This is a genomic window from Salinilacustrithrix flava (genome assembly GCF_041228405.1).
In the GTDB taxonomy this organism is placed as follows: Bacteria; Actinomycetota; Acidimicrobiia; order Acidimicrobiales; family Salinilacustritrichaceae; genus Salinilacustrithrix; species Salinilacustrithrix flava.
This window is the reverse complement of the sequence record NZ_CP133888.1, coordinates 1,851,545-1,870,660: the sequence shown is the minus strand read 5'-3', so window position 1 is coordinate 1,870,660 and position 19,116 is coordinate 1,851,545. Positions and strand designations below refer to the sequence as shown.

Genomic DNA, 19,116 nt, shown 5'->3' with positions numbered 1-19,116 from the left:
CGGCCGTCCGCTGGCCTAGGAGGACCCGGCCACCGACTCGGCCAGCCGGTCGATGGTGGGGCGCAGGATCAGCGCGTAGGTGTCGGCGATCGCCGCCTCGCGGTGGGTGGCCTGCGACTCGAGGCGCCGGGGGTCCGTGGCCACGGCGAGGAAGGCCGCCTTCGACGGGAACTGGTTGAACCGGACCTGGTCCCACCGCCGCCCGTCGCCGACGATCGTGCCCTCGATGGCGAACCAGCCGGCGATGCGCACGCCGTGGGGCACCGCGACGAGGGCGGCGTCGTCCTGGTACCGCTCCATGTCGGTGTCGGCCTTGCCCGGGTGGAAGCGGATGAGGTGCAGCACCACCACCGGCCCGTCGTCATCGCTCGGGGGGTGGGGCACCGACGACCAGTCAACCGGTGCGGGGGCGTCGGGCCGGTCCTGGGGCGAGGGGATGGGCGTGCCGCCGACGACGATGGTCTCGGCCATCCCCGCCTCCTTGTGCACGTGCTTGGCCCTGAAGTCCGGACGGGACTGCATCTCGATGAACGAGCGCCGGGTCGGGTAGCGCACGACCCCGATGCGGTCCCACCGGGGCGAGTCGCCGAGCAGCTGGTCCTCCACGTCGGCCACGAACGCGACCTCGGCACCGATGTCGGCGAGCACGTCGACCGGGGCGTATCGGTCGTCGGCCTCGCGACCGCTCACCGCCGACTCGGCCCCGTCGTACACCGCCTGGTCCCGGTAGGACATGAGGTTGACCATCCAGATCGGGCCGTCCTCGTCGGGCGCGGTGGTGGCCAGGCGGATGCCGTACTCGCGGTCGACCTGGCCGTAGCCGGGGCTCCGGGTGTCGCTCACGTCGCGCTCCTGCCCGACTCCGCCGGCGGCACGAGCGCCAGCAGCTCGCGGGCGACCATCGGTCCTGCGTTCTGGTTCTGCCCGGTGACGAGGTTCCCGTCGACGACCCAGTGGTTGGCGAACGGGTCGCGGAAGCGGTGCCGGGCCTCGAACCGGGCGCCGAGGGCCCGCAGCTCGGTCTCGGGGTGCATCGGCGTCGAGGCGATGCCGAGCTCGTGCACCTGCTTGTCCGTGACGCAGCTGACGTGGCGCCCCTCGACGAGCGGACGGCCGTCGGAGGTGGTGGCGAGCCGCAGCGCGAGCGGTCCGTGGCAGACCCCGCCGATCGGCAACCCGAGCTCGTCGGCCCGGCTGAGCTGGGCGCCGAGCGCCTCGGACGTGCCGAAGTCGAAGGCTGCGCCCCAGCCCCCGGCGAGGTACACGAGGTCGTAGTCGCCGATCTGCACGTCGGCGATGGCGAGCGAGTCGGTGACCTTCTCCCGCAGCTCCGGGTCGGCCAGGAAGCGGTCGTCGGCCGCGCAGCGCAGCACCGGCTTGAGGGACTGCGGATCGATCGGCACCGTCCCACCGGCGGGGCTGGCGACGTCGACCGCCATGCCCGCGTCCCGGAAGGCGTAGTAGGGCACGGTCATCTCGCTGGCGAACACGCCGGTGGGCTTGCCGACGTCGAGCACGCCGTGGTTCGTGCACACGACCAGGGCCCGGCGGCCGGACCGGTCGACGGACGGGTCGGCGGCGGGGTCGTCCGGGTGCATGCCGAGGCGCTGGACGAGGCGACGCAGCGCGAGCGCAGGCCGTGGTGGGGTCTTGGCCGGGCGGTCGCTGGGGTGGCGACGGGCGGTGACCAGCGGCTGGTTGCGCTCCGGGATGCAGCGCGCCGCCTCGGCCTTCAGCACGTCGCGCAGGTGGGCGAGGACGGCGGCGGCCTCCGGGTCGTGCCAGCGGTTGCGGACCTCGATCGGGTCGGCGTCGAGGTCGTAGAGCTCCCACTGGTCATCGAGCGGCTCGGTCCGGTGGGTGGGCCCGCCCGGCCCGGTGTCGGCCAGGTGCCGGATGCCGGGTTCGGTCCAGGTGCTCGGGTCGTCGAAGGTGCGGACCAGCTTCCACCGGTGGCCGGAACCGCCGGCGGCCGCCTCCTCCGGGACCCGGGCGACGACCCCTTCGAAGCTGGACGCGACGTGGGCGGGCACGCGGATGCGCAGCGGCGCCGGCGGGCGGACGGTGCGGCCCAGCCGGCGGGCGACGCCGGATGCGCCCGAGTCACCCTCGAGCATGTTGTCCCTGGTCTGCAGGTACACGACCCGGTCCGGGTCGGGCTCGGCGCCGTCGACCACCGGGAGCAGGTCGCGACCGGGCAGCGGGTGGACCTCGGAGAAGGTGGCGGCGAGCGTGCGGGCGGTGGCCTCGACGTCGACCCCGGCTGCGGCCAGCAGCGTCGGCACCAGGTCGACGTGGGAGGTCGGGGCGTCGACGGTGCGCGCCGCCGTGGCTCGGTCGCCGACCCGGGCGACGGTGAAGGGGACGCGGGTGGCCTCGTCGTAGAGGTTGAACCACTTCTGGTGCAGGCCACCGTGGGCGCCGAGGAGCTCGCCGTGGTCGCTGGTCCGCACCAGGACCGCCTGCTCGGAGCCTCCGTCGGTGACGGTCCGGCGCACGCGGTCGAGCGGGCCGTCGACCTCCACGTGCAACCGGTGGTACAGGTCCCGGTAGCGCTGGGCGCCGCGCCGGTAGATGCGGGCGACGGCCGGGGCCGGCCCGTACCCGGAGGGGTAGGCGGCGCGGTAGGCGACCTGCGCGGCGGGCTTGTCCCGCAGGTCCTCGTCGTCGGTCGGCGAGGGCGGCACCGGCGGGGGGTCGAGCGGCGACGGCTCGAGCGGCCAGCGGCCCCGCACCCACGCCGGGAACAGCACGATGTCGTGCGGGTTCACGAAGCTGGCGACGAGCAGGAACGGCCGCAGGGCGTCGGCGTCGCCGGCCCGCCGCCGGGCGTAGCGGTCCTCCAGCCAGGCGACCACCCGGTCGGCGATGAGCGGGTCGCGCACCAGGCCGCTGTTGGCCATCGGCGCGCCGTGGGGTTCCGGGCCGACCCAGCCGGAGAAGCCGTATGGGCCGAGGGGGTCGGCGTCCAGGTACGCCTGCACCGCCTCGGCGTCGACGTTGCCGTGGGCGTCGTTGGTGGCGAGCGGTTCGCCGCTGTCCGGGTCGACCATGTCGGCGTGGGACACGTGCCACTTGCCGTCGTAGTGCGTGTCGTAGCCGGCGGCGCGGAACCAGCTGCCGAGCGTGGGCACCTCGTCCGGCGGCAGCCACCGCATGCGGGAGTCGTCGGCCATCTTGCCGAGGCCGTCGGTCTGGGTGACCCCGTGCAGGTCGGGGTACTGGCCGGTGAGCAGCGTCGGGCGGCTCGGCACGCAGGCGAGCGAACCGGTGTGGTGGCGGGTGAACCGGACCCCGTGCTCGTCGAACCACCGCCAGCCGGGCAGGGCGCGCTGCCGCCACGCCTGGACCGCGTCGGTCTCGTACGGGGGCGCGGCGCGCTCCTCGTCGGTCAGCAGGACGACGATGTCAGGACGGGTGTCAGGCACGGGTGCGGTCTCCGGTGGTGAGGGCGGCAGCGAGGCCGGCGAGCATCTTCTCCGAGGTGGTGGCCATGCGGCGGGCGACGAGGCGGGCGACGAGCTGCTGGGGCGGTCGCGGGCCGGCGTCGACGGTGGTGGTGATCGTGACCTCCGTGCCCGCCTCCACGGGGCGGAGGTGCCAGTCGTTGTGCACCACCCGCAGCGCCGGCGGCAGGCCGGTGATGTCGTAGCCGAGGTGCGCCGGCGGCGACCAGGCGCGGACCGCCTCCAGCAGGGTCGTGCGCCCGACCTGCACCCGCCGGGTCGTGCCGATCCCCGGGGACCCGGCACGGAGCAGGCAGGAGTGGTCGACCTCGGGCACCCAGCGGGCCAGGTCGCCGAAGTCAGCCAGGACCGACCACACATCCTCGGCCGGCGCGGCCACGACGGCGGTGCGCGACACCTCTGCGCTCACGGCCGCGAGGTCCGATCGCGCGCCGCCGGCATCCACCGGGGGCCGGCGGTCCGGTCGATGTGCTCGACGAAGGCCGTTCCGTGAGGCTCGACCAGCTGGACGAGCCGGCGGGTGCGCGCCTCGCCGAGGGTCTGCCAGCTCGGCGCGCAGAGGTCGTCGAGGCGGTCCTCGAGCTGCTGGCGGTAGGCGATGCCGGCCTCGTCCACCCGGCCGTCGCTGGCGAGCCCCCGGGCCTCGAGCCGGGCCAGGGCGGCGGCGAGCGCGCCGTCATCGGCACCCCGGGAGCGAGGCAGCCAGTCGTCGTCGTGGCCGCGCCAGGCGCCGTCGAGGAGCCCGGCCATGGTGCCGTCGATGCCCTCGGCGGCGTGGATCGCCCAGTGGGTGTCGCCCCGCCACTCGCGGATGCAGTTCACGGCGAGCCAGGCCGACAGCAGCGGCTGCTCCTCCCGGCGTCGGTCCAGCAGCGACGCGCAGAGCGGGCGAGCGGTGAGCACGAGCTCGTCGGCGGCGGCCCACAGGTCCGGCCCCAGCTCGGTCAGGCCGTCGCAGAGGTCGGGGGCGATCGCTCGCAGGCCGGGCTCGACGGCGGCGTCCCGCGCCTCGGCGGCGGCCTCGAAGGTCGTGTGCCGGCGGCACAGGTCCAGGCAGACGGAGACGAAGTCCGGGTGGATCGACCCGAACACCGCCGTCACCACGTGGTCGCCTGCGGCGGCGATCGACGCGGCGCGGGTCGCGATGTAGTAGCCGGCGCCGTCGGGGACGCCGAGTGCGGCGTAGTTCGCCACCGCGGTGGGGTCCCAGTAGATCCAGCCGACGAGGCGGTGCGACGCAAGCGCGACGTCCGCGGTGAGCGCCCGCCAGTCGGTGCCGTCCGCGGTCACGACGTGGTCTGGATGAACTCGGCGAGGACGCGAGCGAGCTCGGGTCCGCGATCCTCCTGCAGGAAGTGCCCGCCACCCTCGATCGTCGTGTGGGCCTGGCCCTGGGCGCCGGGGACCTTGGCCCGGAACGGTGCGTCGCCGCCCTTGGTGATCGGGTCGGAGTCGCTGAAGCACAGCAGGAAGGGCCGCTCGAACTGCTCGAGCACCCGCCAGGCCGCCTCCTGGTCCGGCGTGGCCGGATCGTCGGAGCTCGTGGGAACCAGGCTCGGGAACACCCGCACCGCGGCCTTGTAGGAGTCGTCGGGGTAGGGGGCGTCGTAGGCGGCGATGACCTCGGGAGCGAGGTCGGACGTGCAGCCGCCGTTGATGATCCCGCCGACGGGGAAGTGCTCGGTCTCCTGGGAGAACTTCTGCCAGGCGAGGAACGCGTCGCTGGCCGGGCCGTGGCCGGTGGGCAGGCCGCCGTTGCCGATGGCGACCCGGGCGTAGCGATCGGGGTCGAGCGCGACGAGGCGCAGCCCCACGAGCGAGCCCCAGTCCTGCCCGAAGAACGTGATGTCGCGCAGGTCGAGGCGGTCGAACAGCGCCTGGCGCATCCACTCGACGTGGCGGGCGTAGGTGTGGTCGGACTGCTCGGTCGGCTTGTCGCTACGGCCCATGCCGACGAGGTCCGGGGCGATCACCCGGTGGCCGGCGTCGACCAGGCCGGGGATGACGTGGCGGTAGAGGTAGCTCCAGGTCGGCTCACCGTGCATGAGCAGCACCGGCGCGGCGTCGGCGGGCCCCTCGTCCAGGTGGTGGATCCGGAGGGTGCCGCCCTCGCCGTCGTCGACCTCCACGTAGTGGGGCTCGAACGGGAAGTCGGGCAGGTCGGCGAAGGCGTCGTCGGGGGTGCGGAGGGTCTGCATGGTGTTCCTTCTTCGGGGGTCTGCGGCTACTGGCGGGACATCTCAGCGCGTGCGGTGGTGGCGGCCGTGTCGCCGTACCGGTCGGGGCTGGCCTGGATGACGATCTCGTGGAGCGTGCCGCCGTAGGGGAACGGCGCGACGTAGCGGTCCGACACGGCGGAGCCGTGGTCCGCACCGATGCTGGGCCCGATGGAGGACATCATGCGCATGAACAGCGAGAGGTCCGCGTGGCCGGCGTCCCGACCGGCGACCGTCAGCGTCGCCGTGCCCGCGAAGCCGTCGAGGCGGCGGAGCCGGATCCCGACGTGGACGTCGCCCACCGGGATCTCCGCGTCGGACTCGACGATCGTGCGGTCACCGAACGCGTTGTAGTCGAGGACCAGACGGCCGGCCTGCACGAAGAGGGACAGCCCGGCGTTCTCGGTCCCGGTGGCGAACAGCACGCCCTCGGCGTCCGGGTCGTGGGTGACCGCGGCCGTCAGGTCGAAGCTGCGGCCACCGATGGCGGCACCGGCCTGGCCCGGCAGGGGCGACATCGGCGGCCGGTACACGTAGCGGCGGTCCGGCGGGTGCGGCGAGCGGGGCCGGAAGCGGGCGCCGAACAGCTCGATGGTGCGGTCATCGAGGGGCAGGACGCCGTGGCGCTCGGCCTCGGCCCACCACAGCTGGATCAGCTCCTGCAGACGCTCCGGTTCGCGCTCGGCGAGGTCCTCGGTCTCGGAGGGATCCGCGGCCAGGTGGTGCAGCTCCCAGGGCTCGGTGTCGTAGTCGGCGCCGGCCGCGTGCTTGGTGACCGCCTTCCAGCCGTCGGCGATGATCGCCCGGCTGCCGGCGTTCTCGAAGTACTGCACCGGGTTCGTCGTCGGGGCGGCCGGGTCGTGGAGCGCTGCGGCGAAGGAGGACCCGGTCACCGGGAGCTGCTCGAGCCCGTTGCGCACCGCTGGCGGCTCGATGTCCAGCAGGTCGTAGAGCGTGGGGACGATGTCGGCCACGAAGGCGAACTGGTCCCGCTTCGTGCCCCGCTGGGCGGCGTCGATGCCGCCGGGCCAGTGCACGACCATCGGGACGTGGACGCCGCCCTCGTGGGTGTTCTGCTTGTACCAGCGGAACGGGGTGTTGCCGCACTGAGCCCAGCCCCACGGGTAGTTGGTGTGGCTGCGGGGCCCGCCGATGTCGTCGATGCGAGCGACCGCCTCGGCCGGCGTCTCGAGGATGCCGTTGAAGAACTTCATCTCGTGGAGCACGCCGTAGGGCCCGCCCTCCTGCGACGCGCCGTTGTCGGCCAGCACGACGAGGATCGTGTCCTCCAGCTGGCCGAGCCGTCGCAGGCCGTCGACGAGCCGGCCGATCTGGACGTCGGTGTGGTCGAGGAACGCGGCGAAGGCCTCCTGCAGCCGGGCGGCCAGGCGGCGCTGGTCGTCGGGCAGCTCCTCCCACGGCTCGACGCCGGGGTTGCGCGGGGCCAGGCGGGTGTCGGGCGGGATCACCCCGAGCTCCAGCTGGCGTCGGAACCATCGCTCACGGACCACGTCCCAGCCCTCGTCGAAGCGACCCCGGTACTTGTCCAGGTAGGCCGGCGGCGCCTGGTGCGGCGCGTGCGTGGCACCGAAGGCGAGGTAGGTGAAGAACGGCCGGTCCGGACGCACGCCCGTGGAGTCGGCGATCATCCGCAGCGCCTGGTCGACCAGGTCCTCGGACAGGTGGTAGCCGTCCTCGGGGCGGCCGGGCGGATCGACCGGGTGGTTGTCCGAGACCAGCTCGGGGTGGAACTGGTCGGTCTCACCCTCGAGGAAGCCGTAGAAGCGGTCGAAGCCCCGGGCCAGGGGCCACTGGTCGAAGGGCCCTGCGGCCGAGCACTGCTCCATCGGCGCGAGGTGCCACTTGCCGACGCAGAAGGTCGCGTAGCCCTGGTCGTGGAGCACCTCGGCGACGGTGCTGGCGTGGTTGGAGATGTGGCCCAGCTGGTTGGGGAAGCCGGTGCGGAAGTTGGACACGGCGCGCATCCCGACGGCGTGCGGCGCCCGGCCGGTCAGCAGCGATGCCCGGGTCGGCGAGCACAGCGGGGTGACGTGGAAGTTCGTGAACTGGAGACCGTCGGCGGCGAGGGCGTCGATGTTCGGGGTGTCGATCTCGGAGCCGAAGCACCCGAGCTGGGCGAATCCGGTGTCGTCGAGGAGGACCACGACGACGTTCGGCGCGCCCTCCCCCGGGTGCGGCGGTTCGTCGAACCACGGCTCTGATTCCGCCACCGTGGCGCCGATGCGGCCCCGGAACTCGTCTGCGCGCACGTCCGACCTCCCCTTCCCGACCATCGAAACACCTGAGAGTCGGACTGTCAATACATTCTGCGAGTCGTCCTCCCAGGATCCGGGCCGGGGCTACCGTGCAGGACGTGACCGACCAGACCGTCGTTGCCGACGGGCGCCGCGCTCGACGGGAGCGCAACCGCGCCGCCGTCATCGATGCGATGTTCGAGCTCATGGGCGACGGCCACCTGCCGCCGTCGGTGGACGAGGTCGCGTCCCGCGCCCAGGTCTCGGTGTCCTCGGTCTTCCGGTACTTCGACAACCTCGACGACCTGCTCCAGCAGACCGTGGCCCGCTACTTCGAGCGCTTCGCCCCCCTCTTCGAGGTGCCGGCCGTGCCCGATGGCGACGTCGACGACCGCATCGCCGCGCTCGTCGCCGCCCGGCTGGACCTCTGGGAGGCGATCGGGCCGATCGCCCGGATGGCGCGCATCCGGGCTGCGGACCAGCCCAAGCTCGCCGCCGTGCTGGCCGAGACCCGGCGGGACCTCGCAGCCCAGGTCCGGACCCACTTCGCCCCCGACCTCGACGGCCTCGCCCGCGCCGACGTCGACGACCGGGTGGCCCTGATCGACTGCCTCTCCGCCTTCGAGTCCTGGGACCTGCTCACCGGCACCCACGGGCGGAGCCGCCAGCTCGTCGACCGGGCGTGGACCTCGGGCGTGCGGGCCCTGCTCGCCCCCACCTGAGGCCGGACGCGGCTCGGGCGGCCCCTCCGCTGGAGGGACCGCCCGTGCTTGCGTCGTCGGAGGTGTCAGCCCAGGCGACGGCGCAGGGCCACGACGCCGAGGGCGGCGGCGGCCATGGCGCCGGCGAGGCCGGCCGTGCTGGCCGCGTCCCCACCGGTGGAGGGCAGCTGGGCCTGGACCGCGGGCGTGGTGGTCGGCGTCGCGCCGTCGTCGTCGGTGGTCGGCCCGTCCAGCTCGCTGTCGCTCGTGGGGTCGTAGCTGTCGGGGTTGCCGGCGTCACCGTCGGTGTGGCAGCCGGGGTCGTCGGCGTCGGCCAGCTCGTCCTCGGGGTCGTCGTTGTCGACGCCGTCGGAGCACTGGGGGGCGGCGCCGCAGGCGAGGCCGCTGACCTCGGCGTGGCCCAGGCGCACCTCGGCCACGGGGTCACCGGCCACGGCGAGCACGGTCACGACCAGGGCGTCGACGGCGATGCCGTCCTCGAGCTCGGTGACCACGTTGCGCTCGATGTCCACCACCTGCTCGAGGGTGGTCTGCTCGAGCAGGTCGCCCACGGCGTCGAGGATCTGCTCGAGCGGCGCGTTGAGCGGGATGTCCTCGCCGCCGACGTCCAGGTTGATGATCTCGGAGGTGGCGCTGTACTGCACCTCGCCACCGACGCAGACGCCCACGGCCTCGGCGCGGATGGCATCCGCGCTCAACAGCGACACGCCCTCGCCGACGGCGTCGATGAGCACGTCGGCCTCCTCGATGGAGCCGGTGGCCACCGCGTTGTACGGGCCGGCGACCTCCTGGGTGGCCACGTCGAGGGCCGAGTCGAGGTCGGAGGCGGCGTGCACGGCCGCGTCGGCGTTCAGGGTGCCGGACACGGCAACGGGCTCGGCCGGGATGTCGACGGTGGTGTCCGACGCGTCGCCGGGCAGCGTGGCGCTGGCGGTCGGCGTGGGAGGGGCCACCTCCTGGCCGCCGGCGCTGATGGTGCCGCCGAAGGCGGATGCCTCACCGGCGCCGATGGTGTCCGCAGCCGCCGGCGTGGCGGTCGCGACGACCAGTGCGAGGGCACCGAGCAGCGTGGCGACGACCGCGGTGCGCCGTTGTTCGGGAGATGTGTGGGTCATGTGTTCCTCCGGAGAAGGGGTCCGCCGTGCGAGGGACACTTCGCCGCGCTCGCGCTGTCAACCTGCCTGGACGGTCGACACCCTACGATCTCCACCTTCTGCGCACCAACACCCAATTGGGACGAAGTGCGCCGCTACTCCCACTCGATGGTGCCGGGCGGCTTCGAGGTGATGTCGTAGGCGACCCGGTTGATGCCGGGCACCTCGTTGATGATCCGGCTCGACATCTTCTCGAGCAGGTCGTAGGGCAGGCGGGCCCAATCGGCGGTCATCGCGTCGTCGGAGGTGACGGCGCGGATGATGCAGGGGTACCCGTAGGTGCGCTCGTCGCCCATCACGCCGACCGCCTTGATGTCGGGCAGCACGGCGAAGGCCTGCCAGATCTCCCGGTCCATCCCCGCCTTGTGCAGCTCGACCCGCACGATGGCGTCGGCCTCCTGCAGCAGCGCGACCTTGTCCGGCGTGACCTCGCCGATGATGCGCACGCCCAGGCCCGGCCCGGGGAACGGCTGGCGCCAGACGATCTCCTCGGGCAGGCCGAGCTCCTCGCCCACCCGACGGACCTCGTCCTTGAACAGGTCCCGCAGCGGCTCGACCAGGTCGAAGTCCATGTCCTCGGGCAGGCCACCGACGTTGTGGTGGCTCTTGATGGTGGCGGCCTTGGCGCCGCCGCCGGACTCGATGACGTCGGGGTAGAGCGTGCCCTGGACGAGGAAGTCGGCGTCGGTGATCCCGCCCTTGGCGTCCTCGAAGATGCGGATGAACAGCTCGCCGATGGCCTTGCGCTTGTCCTCGGGGTCGGTGACGCCGGCGAGCTTGTCGAAGAAGCGGTCGGCGGCCCGGACGTGGATCAGCTCGATGCCGAAGTTGCGCTTGAACGTCTCGACCACCTGGTCGCCCTCGTCCTTGCGCATGAGGCCGGTGTCGACGAAGACGCACGTGAGCTGGTGGCCGATGGCCTTGTGCACGAGCGCGGCGGCCACGGCGGAGTCCACGCCACCGGACAGACCGCAGATGGCGCGGCCGTCGCCGACCTGGGCCCGGATCGCCTCGACCTGGGTCTCGATGACCGAGAGCATCGTCCAGCTGGGGCGGCAGCCACAGGCGTCGTAGAGGAAGTGCTTGAGCAGGTCCTGGCCCATCTGGGTGTGGACCACCTCGGGGTGGAACTGGACGCCGTAGAGCCCCCGCTCGGGGGACTCGAAGGCGGCCGCCGGGGTGTCCGGCGTGGACGCGACGACCTGGAAGCCCTCGGGGGCCCGGGTGATGGTGTCGAAGTGGCTCATCCACACGACCTGGCTGTCGGGGGCGTCGTCGCCGAAGAGCAGCGACCGGCCGTCGGTGCCGAGGTCGGCGCGCTCGAGGTCGGCCCGGCCGTACTCGCCGCGACCGGTCTTGGCCACCTCGCCGCCGAGGTCGCGGGCCACCAGCTGGCCGCCGTAGCAGATGCCCAGGATCGGCACGCCGGTGTCGTAGATCTCCTGGTCGATCGTCGGGGCGCCGTCGGCGTGGACGGAGGCGGGGCCACCGGAGAAGATGATCCCCTGCGGCGCACGCTCGCGGATCTCGGCAGCCGTGATGTCGTGCGGGACGATCTCGGAGTGCACGTGCGCCTCGCGCACGCGCCGGGCGATGAGCTGGGCGTACTGGGCGCCGAAGTCGACGACGAGGACGGTGTCGAACTCGGTGCCGATCGAAGGGGTGGTCACGACTGACCCCGACGGTCGCCCGGCGACACGATGAGCTCGGCCTTCTGGAACTCCTTCAGGCTCTCGTAGCCCGACAGCGCCATGGCCGAGCGCAGCGATCCCATCAGGTCCAGCCGGCCGTCGCTCGAGTCCGACGGGCCGACCAGCACCTCGCGCTGGGTGCCGTGCTGCTCGACGCGCACGCAAGTGGAGTGCGGGACCTCGGCTCGCGCCGCGACCGGCGCCCAGTGGCGGCCGCGGCCCGGCGCGTCGGACGCGGCGGCCAACGGTGCGCCGAGCATGACGGCGTCTGCGCCGCAGGCGATGGCCCGGGCGACGTCGCCGCCGGTGTGCATGCCACCGTCGGCGATGAGGTGCACGTAGACGCCCGTCTCGTCGAGGTGGCGCATCCGGGCGGCGCGCGCGTCTGCGATGGCCGTCGCCAGGGGGACGCCGACCCCGAAGGTGTCGGCCGTGGTGGCGTCGACCGCGGTGCCGACACCGACCAGGACCGCGGCGGCCCCGGTGCGCATCAGGTGCAGGGCGGCCTGGTAGCTGGTGCAGGAGCCGACCAGCACCGGCACGTCGAGCTGGCGGATGAAGGTCTTGAGGTTGAGCGGCTCACCGCCGTCGGCGGAGGTCTTCGTGACGTGCTCGGCGGAGAGCACGGTGGAGCGGATGACGAGCATGTCGAGCTCGGCCTCGACCAGGCGGGGCAGCAGGGCCTCGATGCGCTGCGGGGTGACCGAGCCGGCGGCCACCGCGCCCGACGCCCGCACGGCGCGGATGCGCTCGACGACGAGGTCGTGGTCCACCGGCTGCTGGTACAGCTCGCGGAGCCGCGCCGAGGCGGTCTCGTCGGGGAGGTCGGCGATCTCGTCGAAGGCCGCGGCCGGATCGGCGTAGCGGCTCCACAGGCCCTCGAGGTCCAAGACGGCGAGGCCGCCCAGCTCGTCGAAGCTGGCGGCGTTGGTCGGGCTGACGACGGAGTCGCACGGGGCGGCCAGCACGGGCAGCTCGAAGCGGTACCCCTGCAGCTCCCAGGACAGGTCGACCAGCTCGGCGTCGCGCGTCCGGCGGCTCGGCACGATGGTCAGCTCGTCGAGCCCGTACCCACGACGGCCGGCCTTGCCGAGCCCGATCTCGATCTCACCCACGTGGTGCGCCCCTTGTCGGCGGTTTCAGGGAAAGGGGCGAGTGTAGTGAGGTGGCCTCTCAGGCCAGCAGATCGCGGCAGAACGCCCGGGTGGCCGACACCAGCTGGTGCGGCGCCTCCCACGGCACGAAGTGGCCGCAGTCGCGGAGCAGGAACGGTCCCACGTGGTCGGGGAACGTCACGGCCGCCATCTGGTCGAAGGCCGGGTAGAGCACGTGGTCGCTCGGCCCGAAGAGCAGCAGGGTCTCCACGTCGGGGTTGCGGGCCAGCAGGGGCGGCTCCGAGCGAGCCGCCTCCGAGAACGCGGACTCGTACCCACCGAACGACGCCCGGAGCTTGGCTGCGTCGGCGAAGGGCTCGGTGTGGAAGTCCACGGCCGGGCCCCCGGGCAGCTGGCCGCTGGTGAAGGAGCCGGGGTGGGCCCAGAAGCGCGACGTGTAGAAGGTGGCGATGTAGGACCGCCGCTGCTCGGGCGTGTCGAGCTCGGCCGCGAGGCCATCGGGGTCGGTGCCCTGGCGCAGGAAGTAGTCGGCGGCGCCGGCCCGGGGCCGGGTGTCCATCCCGGCCATCGTCTCCTTGTCGTAGGGCAGCGGCGAGTTGAACAGGACCATCCGCTCGACGACCTCGGGGAAGCGCAGCGCCAGGTCCTGGATCACGGGGCCGCCGAGGTCGCCGCCGCACAGCACCACCCGCTCGTGACCGAGGCCCCCCTCGCGCTCCGGCGCCGTGACCAGGGCGTGCAGGTCGCGGCTGTGGCTGGCCACGTCGTGGAACCCGTCGGGCGCCACGTCGGAGTCGCCGAAGCCGCGCAGGTCCGGGACGATCACCTCGAAGCCGGCCGCGGCCAGTGGTTCGATGACCCGCCACCAGATCCGCTTCGTCTCCGGCCAGCCGTGCACGCACAGCAGCGGCACGCCGCCGGGGTTCTCCCGCACGTAGGCCTGGCGGAAGCCCCGACCCTCGAAGCGGTGGACCTCGAAGCGGTCCGGGTCGAGGTCGGCGTCATCGGGGCGCATGCCACGCAGTGTGGCAGCGGCCGCACCAGCGCTGCAGCCGGTCGGGATCCGTCGTACGGTCCCGGGAGGCGAGCGAGAGGGGCAGGCGACATGGGCGCACGCACGACGCGACTGGTGGTCGCGATGGGGGTGAGCAGCGTCCTGCTGCTCGCTGGTTGCGGCGACGACGACGACGGCACCGCCGTCGACGACGTCGACGTGGGAGCCGTCGAAGACGTCGGGGCCGACGACGCGGAGGCTGAGGCGGAGGACCAGTCGGCCGCGCCGGGCGGCGGGGGCGGGATGCTGGTGTTCGGCGGGGAGGAGATCGAGCTCGGCCCCGGCCTCTGCTTCCTGGAGGAGCAACCGGCGGCGGCCGGTGGCGGCTCGATCCTGGCCACCGCCCAGGCCCAGGGCACCAACGCCGCCGGCGACGAGGTCCGCATCGACTTCACCCGCTACAGCGAGGACAGCCAGTTCGCCGGAGACGACGTGTCGGTCGACGTGGGCGCGCTCGGGGAGTCGGTCGGCTACTCCGGCAGCGAGGCCGAGGGCACCGTCTCGGTCGACGGGAACGTCGTGTCCGCGACGGACTTCCCGATGATCAACTTCGACGACGGCTCGGAGATCACCGCGTCGTTCACCATCAGCTGCTGAGCGAACGCTCCAGCAACGCCCAGAGCGCGTCGACGTGGACCTGGGTGGTCCAGGTCTGGCCCACGCAGACGCGGATCGCCGGCCGCCCGTCGAGCACGGTCGGGGTGAGCAGCGCCTCCCCGGACGCGTTCACGCGCTCCAGCAGCTCGGTCGTGCGCCGGTCCGCGTCGTCACCCGTGCAGCGCAGCACCACCAGGTTCAGCGCGGGCGGGGCAGCCAGCTCGAACCGGGGATCGTCCAGCACCCGGTCGGCCAGCAGGCGGCCGAGCCGGACGTGCTCCCGGATGTGGCGGGCGAGGCCGTCGGCGCCGTAGTGGCGCATCACCAACCACGGCTTCAGCGCCCGGAAGCGCCGCCCGAGCGGGACCTGCCAGTCGCGGAAGTCGACCACCGCGCCGGACTCGCTCTGCTCGTTGCGCAGGTACACCGGCGTGATCGACAGCGCGTCGACCACCGGCCGGGCGTCACGGAACCAGAGGCAGGTGCAGTCGAAGGTGGTGAAGAGCCACTTGTGCGGGTTGAACGACCAGGAGTCGACCCGCTCGGCGCCGTCGGTCACCCAGCGCAGCTCGGGGCACACCGCCGCGGACCCCGCCATCGCGGCGTCGACGTGGCACCAGATGCCCGAGGTAGCGCAGATGTCGGCGATCTCGGGCACCGGGTCGAACGCCATCGAGGACGTGGTGCCGGCGGTGGCGCAGCAGAAGAACGGGACCAGGCCGGCGGCCACGTCGGCCTCGATCGCGTCGGCGAGCGCGTCGGCCCGCATGGCATGGGTGGCGTCGGCGGGGACGAGGCGCACCTGGTCGTCGGCCAGGCCGGCCACCCGGGCGCCCTTCACCACCGACGAGTGGGCGTGCTCGGACGTGTAGGCCCGCAGCCGGGAGAGATCGCCGCCGTCGGTGACCCGCTTCCGGGCGGCGAGCAGCGCGACGAGGGTGGCGGAGGAGGCCGAGTCCTGCAGCACGCCGCCGCCGGGGCCGTCGTGGTCGTGGCGGAGGTGGTCGGGCAGGCCGAGCAGCTCGACGAACCAGTCGAGCATGCGCATCTCGACCTCGGTGCAGGCCGGGCTCGTCGCCCAGTTCATGCCGTTCACGCCGAGGCCCGAGGAGAGCAGGTCGGCGAGCACCCCCGGCCCGGAGGTGTTGGCCGGGAAGAAGGCGAAGAACGAGGGGTGCTGCCAGTGGGTGAGGCCGGGCAGGATCAGCTCGTCCACGTCGGCGAGCACGGCTGCGAGGTCGTCGGCGCCCGTCGACGGGGGGCTGGCCGGCAGCGAGGCGAAGACCTCGCCGGGGGCGACGGTGGACTGCACCGGCAGCTCCCCCACCCGCTCCCAGTAGGACGCCACCCAGTCCACGTACTCGTGTCCGAGGCGCCGGAACTCGTCGGGGCTCATGTGCTCGCCGGTCATCGGCGGCGACGGTAGCGGCGGCCGGTGGAGGCCGGGTCGGTGCGAGCGCGTTACCCTCGCTCCATGGGAGCGCGATTCGACCAGTCCGACGCCGTCCATCCCCGGTTCGCCAAGCTGGGTCTGACCTACGACGACGTCCTGCTCGTCCCCGGTGAGTCCGACGTCCTCCCCCACGAGGTCGACACCTCGTCGATCCTCACGCCCGGCATCCGCCTCGCGCTGCCCATCGTGTCGGCGGCGATGGACACGGTCACCGAGGCCCGCATGGCCATCGCGCTCGCCCGGCTCGGCGGCATCGGCATCGTGCACCGCAACCTCTCCATCGAGGACCAGGCGGTCGAGGTCGACCGGGTGAAGCGCTCGCAGTCCGGGATGATCGAGGACCCGGTCACCCTCGGCGCCGACGCCCACGTGTACGACGCGCTCGACCTGATGGCCAAGTACAAGGTCTCCGGCGTGCCCATCACCGACCGCGACGGCACCCTCGTCGGCCTGCTCACCAACCGCGACCTGCGCTTCGTCGACGACCACGACCAGTCGATCAGCGCGGTCATGCGCAAGCCCCCGCTGGTCACCGCTCCGGTCGGCACCACGCTCGACGAGGCCCGCCGGATCCTGTGGCAGAACCGCATCGAGAAGCTGCCCATCGTCGACGACGCCGGCAAGCTCTGCGGCCTCATCACGATCAAGGACATCACCAAGCGCGACGACTTCCCCCACGCCACCCAGGACGAGCGGGGTCGCCTCCGGGTCGGCGCCGCCGTCGGCGTCGGGGCCGACGCCCTCGACCGCTGCGAGGCGCTGGTCAGCGCCGGGGTCGACGTCCTCATCGTCGACACCGCCCACGGCCACTCCCGTGGCGTGCTCGACACGGTCAAGGAGGTCAAGTCCCGCTGGAACGTCGACGTCGTGGCCGGCAACATCGCCACCGCCGAGGCCGTGCGGGCCCTGGTCGCCAACGGCGCCGACGCCGTGAAGTGCGGCGTGGGGCCGGGGAGCATTTGCACAACTCGGGTCGTCACCGGCGTCGGCGTCCCCCAGATCACCGCCGTCGCCGACTGCGCCGAGGCGGCGAACGAGCTGGGCGTGCCGGTCATCGCCGACGGCGGTGTGCAGCACACCGGCGACATCGCCAAGGCCCTCGCCGCCGGCGCCAGCACCGTCATGCTCGGCTCCATGCTCGCGGGCACCGACGAGGCGCCGGGCGAGGTCATCGTCCACCAGGGTGAGCGCTTCAAGCAGTACCGGGGCATGGGCTCGATGGGCGCCATGGGCGACCGCTCCTCCGGAGGCGACGAGCAGGCCGAGGCCCGCAGCTTCTCCAAGGACCGCTACTTCCAGGGCCACGTGGACGAGGTCGCCAAGCTCGTGCCCGAGGGCATCGAGGGCCGGGTCGCCTACAAGGGCCCGGTCGCCCCGCTGATCCACCAGTTCGCCGGCGGCCTGCGTGCGGCCATGGGCTACTGCGGCACCCCCACCATCGACGAGCTGCGCACCGAGAGCCAGTTCGTGCGCATCACCTCGGCGGCGCTGCGCGAGTCCCATCCCCACGACATCACCATCACCAAGGAAGCCCCGAACTACCGGGTGAAGTAGCTCGGGCGCCCACGGGGCGGAGGGGCTCGATCTGCGCCACGACGCGATCTCGGATCTCGTCGGGCGATGTCCGGTTCGCACCGTTCCTGTCGGACCCTCTGAGGAGAATGGGGTCATGCCCGGTCCCGCCACCTTCGCCCGAGACGCCGACGTCGCGTCCACGGCGCGTGCGCGGTTGGACCGGGCGGCGGCCTCGGCCGCTGCGGTCGAGCACGCGCAGCGCACCCTGGTCGCCGACCTGCTCGATCTGTGGCCGACCTCGGCGTGGCGGGCCGCCGGTGCCACGTCGGCCAAGCGGTGGCTGCTGGCCTACACACACTGCTCCGAGCCCGAGGCCCACCGGCTCGAACGCATCGCCGGCCTGTGCCACCGCCACCCGGCCCTGTCCGAGGCCGTGCTGTCCGGTGCGCTGGCCCTGTCCCGGGCCGACACGCTGGGCCGAGCTGTCACAGACGAGCGCGAACCGTGGCTGGCCGATTCCCTCGATGCCCTGCTGCGCCTCAACGCCCGGGGCTGCCCCGCCGAGCACTGGTCGACCGCCATCCGGCACTGGACCGGCCTGGTCGACCAGGAACGGACCGTTCGCCAGGTCCCCCGCCACAGCCTCACCATGACCCAACGGCTCTTCGGCGGTGGTGAGGTCCACGCCGACCTGTCCCCGTCCGCGTTCCTCAACGTGGCCGCCGCGCTCGACGCCTGGACCGACGACCCCGACCCCAAGGAGGGGCCGTACCAGCGGGGGCTCGGCGAACGCCGAGCCGACGCCCTGGACGACGTGTGCCGCGCCGCCCTCGACCCCGACGACACCCGCTGGGGCGCCACCCCCACCGACGGCGACGACGAGCGGTCGGAGCGGGAAGAAGATCGCGACGCAGAGGACACCTTCGACGGCTGGGCCCCCATCGACACCCTCGACGAAGCCCTCGACACCGACCTCGACCTGACCGACCCGCTGGAACGGCTCGACGCCGTCCGCCGCCGGCTGCGCCGAGCCGAGACCTGCCGGCGGCGGCGGGCCCGCCGCCGCACCCGCGCCCGCTCCGCCGTGCGGGTCAACGTCCACATCGACCTGCGCACCCATCGAAGACGGACGATGGGTGGCCACCGACCGCCACGGCACCACCTGGACCGGCCGCCCCGCGCCCCCGACCAACCCGTCGCCAAGAGCGCCAGCTGACCCGGCCACGCCCAGGCCGGGTCACCGGCGCGCCCCGGTGAGCGGTCGAACCCGTCCCGGACCTCGTGCTCAGGCCATCGGTGCGCCGAACGTCTCCAACCAGCGCTCGGTCTCCGCCGGCGACCGCAGCCGCATCACCGGCGGCCCGGATGGGTCGGCCACCCACTCGTCGATCTGCGCCAGCTTCGTGGGGAACGTCCGGAAGTGCCAGCGGATGATCGAGTCACGGTTGACGGCCCGTCGCCACGTCTCCTGGTTGCCGTTGCAGACCCGCTCCCGCCGGACCACCCGGCGGACCGTCCGGCGGAGCAACCGCCGCAGGGAGACCGACCTGCGGTAGTCGAGGGCCACGATCAGCTGCACCCGGGGCATCACCACGTCGCGCCAGCGGCTGTAGGCGGTGTCGAGCACCCATGCGTCACGGGCGGCGATCTCGGCGGCGATCGCGCGCTGCTCGTCAGTCGGGCGCTCCACCCAGCCGGGCAGCCAACCGAGCTCGTCGTCGGCGGAGTGCCAGGGGATGCCCGCCCGCTCGCCGATCGCCCGTGCCAACGTCGTCTTGCCCGACCCGGTCACCCCGTAGATGAGGATCCGCCTCGCGGATCCGCCCGGCACGGTTGCCTCGTCCTCGCCCACGGGCCGAGCCTGCCACCGGCGCCAT

Annotated in this window: 16 protein-coding genes and 1 pseudogene; 4 read left to right on the top strand and 13 right to left on the bottom strand. The window is 73.1% G+C overall.

Annotated features, from left to right (window positions below):
* Positions 1 to 15: 15 nt before the first annotated feature.
* The 7 genes and pseudogenes from RGQ06_RS09400 to RGQ06_RS09370 all read right to left on the bottom strand — a co-directional run bounded on the left by RGQ06_RS09400 (position 16) and on the right by RGQ06_RS09370 (position 7,953).
* Positions 16 to 843 (bottom strand): hypothetical protein, encoded by an 828-nt coding sequence (locus RGQ06_RS09400; protein WP_432426830.1) that lies wholly within the window; start codon positions 841 to 843, stop codon positions 16 to 18.
* A complete protein-coding gene (locus RGQ06_RS09395) occupies positions 840 to 1,439 on the bottom strand; it encodes a DJ-1/PfpI family protein (protein ID WP_432430720.1) in 600 nt (199 codons plus the stop codon). The genes RGQ06_RS09400 and RGQ06_RS09395 overlap by 4 nt, the downstream gene beginning before the upstream one ends.
* 159 nt (positions 1,440 to 1,598) lie before the next feature.
* Positions 1,599 to 3,428 (bottom strand): annotated as a pseudogene (locus tag RGQ06_RS09390) (sulfatase-like hydrolase/transferase); the annotation flags it as partial.
* Positions 3,421 to 3,876: an SRPBCC family protein gene (locus tag RGQ06_RS09385; protein ID WP_432426831.1), complete on the bottom strand. Its 456-nt coding sequence runs from the start codon at positions 3,874 to 3,876 to the stop codon at positions 3,421 to 3,423. The pseudogene RGQ06_RS09390 and the gene RGQ06_RS09385, both read right to left, overlap by 8 nt.
* The gene (locus RGQ06_RS09380) at positions 3,873 to 4,757 is read right to left on the bottom strand and encodes an SCO6745 family protein (protein ID WP_432426832.1); all 885 of its coding nucleotides are present in this window, start codon (positions 4,755 to 4,757) and stop codon (positions 3,873 to 3,875) included. Before RGQ06_RS09380 ends, RGQ06_RS09385 begins: the two co-directional genes overlap by 4 nt.
* A complete protein-coding gene (locus tag RGQ06_RS09375; protein WP_432426833.1) occupies positions 4,754 to 5,665 on the bottom strand; it encodes a haloalkane dehalogenase in 912 nt (303 codons plus the stop codon). The genes RGQ06_RS09380 and RGQ06_RS09375 overlap by 4 nt, the downstream gene beginning before the upstream one ends.
* A 26-nt stretch (positions 5,666 to 5,691) precedes the next feature.
* Positions 5,692 to 7,953, bottom strand: coding sequence for an arylsulfatase (locus RGQ06_RS09370; protein ID WP_432426834.1), 2,262 nt, complete (start codon positions 7,951 to 7,953; stop codon positions 5,692 to 5,694).
* A gap of 104 nt (positions 7,954 to 8,057) precedes the next feature.
* On the opposite strand from RGQ06_RS09370, the gene RGQ06_RS09365 reads away from it, so the two are divergent.
* The gene (locus tag RGQ06_RS09365; RefSeq protein ID WP_432426835.1) at positions 8,058 to 8,660 is read left to right on the top strand and encodes a TetR/AcrR family transcriptional regulator; all 603 of its coding nucleotides are present in this window, start codon (positions 8,058 to 8,060) and stop codon (positions 8,658 to 8,660) included.
* 65 nt (positions 8,661 to 8,725) lie between these two features.
* On the opposite strand, the gene RGQ06_RS09360 is transcribed toward RGQ06_RS09365, so the two are convergent.
* The 4 genes from RGQ06_RS09360 to RGQ06_RS09345 all read right to left on the bottom strand — a co-directional run bounded on the left by RGQ06_RS09360 (position 8,726) and on the right by RGQ06_RS09345 (position 13,635).
* Positions 8,726 to 9,775: an LPXTG cell wall anchor domain-containing protein gene (locus tag RGQ06_RS09360; RefSeq protein WP_432426836.1), complete on the bottom strand. Its 1,050-nt coding sequence runs from the start codon at positions 9,773 to 9,775 to the stop codon at positions 8,726 to 8,728.
* 134 nt (positions 9,776 to 9,909) lie between these two features.
* Positions 9,910 to 11,484: a glutamine-hydrolyzing GMP synthase gene (gene guaA / locus RGQ06_RS09355; RefSeq protein WP_432426837.1), complete on the bottom strand. Its 1,575-nt coding sequence runs from the start codon at positions 11,482 to 11,484 to the stop codon at positions 9,910 to 9,912.
* On the bottom strand, positions 11,481 to 12,620 hold the full coding sequence (locus tag RGQ06_RS09350; protein ID WP_432426838.1) for a GuaB3 family IMP dehydrogenase-related protein: 1,140 nt from the start codon (positions 12,618 to 12,620) through the stop codon (positions 11,481 to 11,483). Before RGQ06_RS09350 ends, guaA begins: the two co-directional genes overlap by 4 nt.
* A 58-nt stretch (positions 12,621 to 12,678) precedes the next feature.
* Positions 12,679 to 13,635, bottom strand: coding sequence for an alpha/beta fold hydrolase (locus tag RGQ06_RS09345; RefSeq protein WP_432426839.1), 957 nt, complete (start codon positions 13,633 to 13,635; stop codon positions 12,679 to 12,681).
* Between the two features lie 90 nt (positions 13,636 to 13,725).
* On the opposite strand from RGQ06_RS09345, the gene RGQ06_RS09340 reads away from it, so the two are divergent.
* Positions 13,726 to 14,271: a hypothetical protein gene (locus tag RGQ06_RS09340; protein WP_432426840.1), complete on the top strand. Its 546-nt coding sequence runs from the start codon at positions 13,726 to 13,728 to the stop codon at positions 14,269 to 14,271.
* Here RGQ06_RS09340 and RGQ06_RS09335 read toward each other — a convergent pair.
* Positions 14,261 to 15,682 (bottom strand): pyridoxal phosphate-dependent decarboxylase family protein, encoded by a 1,422-nt coding sequence (locus tag RGQ06_RS09335; protein ID WP_432426841.1) that lies wholly within the window; start codon positions 15,680 to 15,682, stop codon positions 14,261 to 14,263. The two genes, RGQ06_RS09340 and RGQ06_RS09335, sit on opposite strands and share 11 nt — an antisense overlap.
* 63 nt (positions 15,683 to 15,745) lie before the next feature.
* Here RGQ06_RS09335 and guaB point away from each other — a divergent pair, with 63 nt between their 5' ends.
* Entirely contained in the window at positions 15,746 to 17,278 is a 1,533-nt protein-coding gene (gene guaB, locus RGQ06_RS09330) for an IMP dehydrogenase (RefSeq protein ID WP_432426842.1), read from the top strand.
* Between the two features lie 115 nt (positions 17,279 to 17,393).
* A complete protein-coding gene (locus tag RGQ06_RS09325) occupies positions 17,394 to 18,455 on the top strand; it encodes a hypothetical protein (RefSeq protein ID WP_432426843.1) in 1,062 nt (353 codons plus the stop codon).
* A gap of 69 nt (positions 18,456 to 18,524) precedes the next feature.
* Here the strand turns inward: RGQ06_RS09325 and RGQ06_RS09320 are convergent, their stop codons facing one another.
* Positions 18,525 to 19,091: an AAA family ATPase gene (locus tag RGQ06_RS09320; RefSeq protein ID WP_432426844.1), complete on the bottom strand. Its 567-nt coding sequence runs from the start codon at positions 19,089 to 19,091 to the stop codon at positions 18,525 to 18,527.
* Positions 19,092 to 19,116 lie beyond the last annotated feature (25 nt).

What these genes read in the sequence shown, in the direction of transcription:
- RGQ06_RS09335 (WP_432426841.1), bottom strand. Translation starts at nt 15,682, where the DNA reads ATGACCGGCGAGCACATGAGCCCCGACGAGTTCCGGCGCCTCGGACAC.
- RGQ06_RS09395 (WP_432430720.1), bottom strand. Translation starts at nt 1,439, where the DNA reads ATGGCGGTCGACGTCGCCAGCCCCGCCGGTGGGACGGTGCCGATCGAT.
- RGQ06_RS09345 (WP_432426839.1), bottom strand. Translation starts at nt 13,635, where the DNA reads ATGCGCCCCGATGACGCCGACCTCGACCCGGACCGCTTCGAGGTCCAC.
- RGQ06_RS09375 (WP_432426833.1), bottom strand. Translation starts at nt 5,665, where the DNA reads ATGCAGACCCTCCGCACCCCCGACGACGCCTTCGCCGACCTGCCCGAC.
- RGQ06_RS09360 (WP_432426836.1), bottom strand. Translation starts at nt 9,775, where the DNA reads ATGACCCACACATCTCCCGAACAACGGCGCACCGCGGTCGTCGCCACG.
- RGQ06_RS09325 (WP_432426843.1), top strand. Translation starts at nt 17,394, where the DNA reads ATGCCCGGTCCCGCCACCTTCGCCCGAGACGCCGACGTCGCGTCCACG.
- RGQ06_RS09340 (WP_432426840.1), top strand. Translation starts at nt 13,726, where the DNA reads ATGGGCGCACGCACGACGCGACTGGTGGTCGCGATGGGGGTGAGCAGC.
- guaB (WP_432426842.1), top strand. Translation starts at nt 15,746, where the DNA reads ATGGGAGCGCGATTCGACCAGTCCGACGCCGTCCATCCCCGGTTCGCC.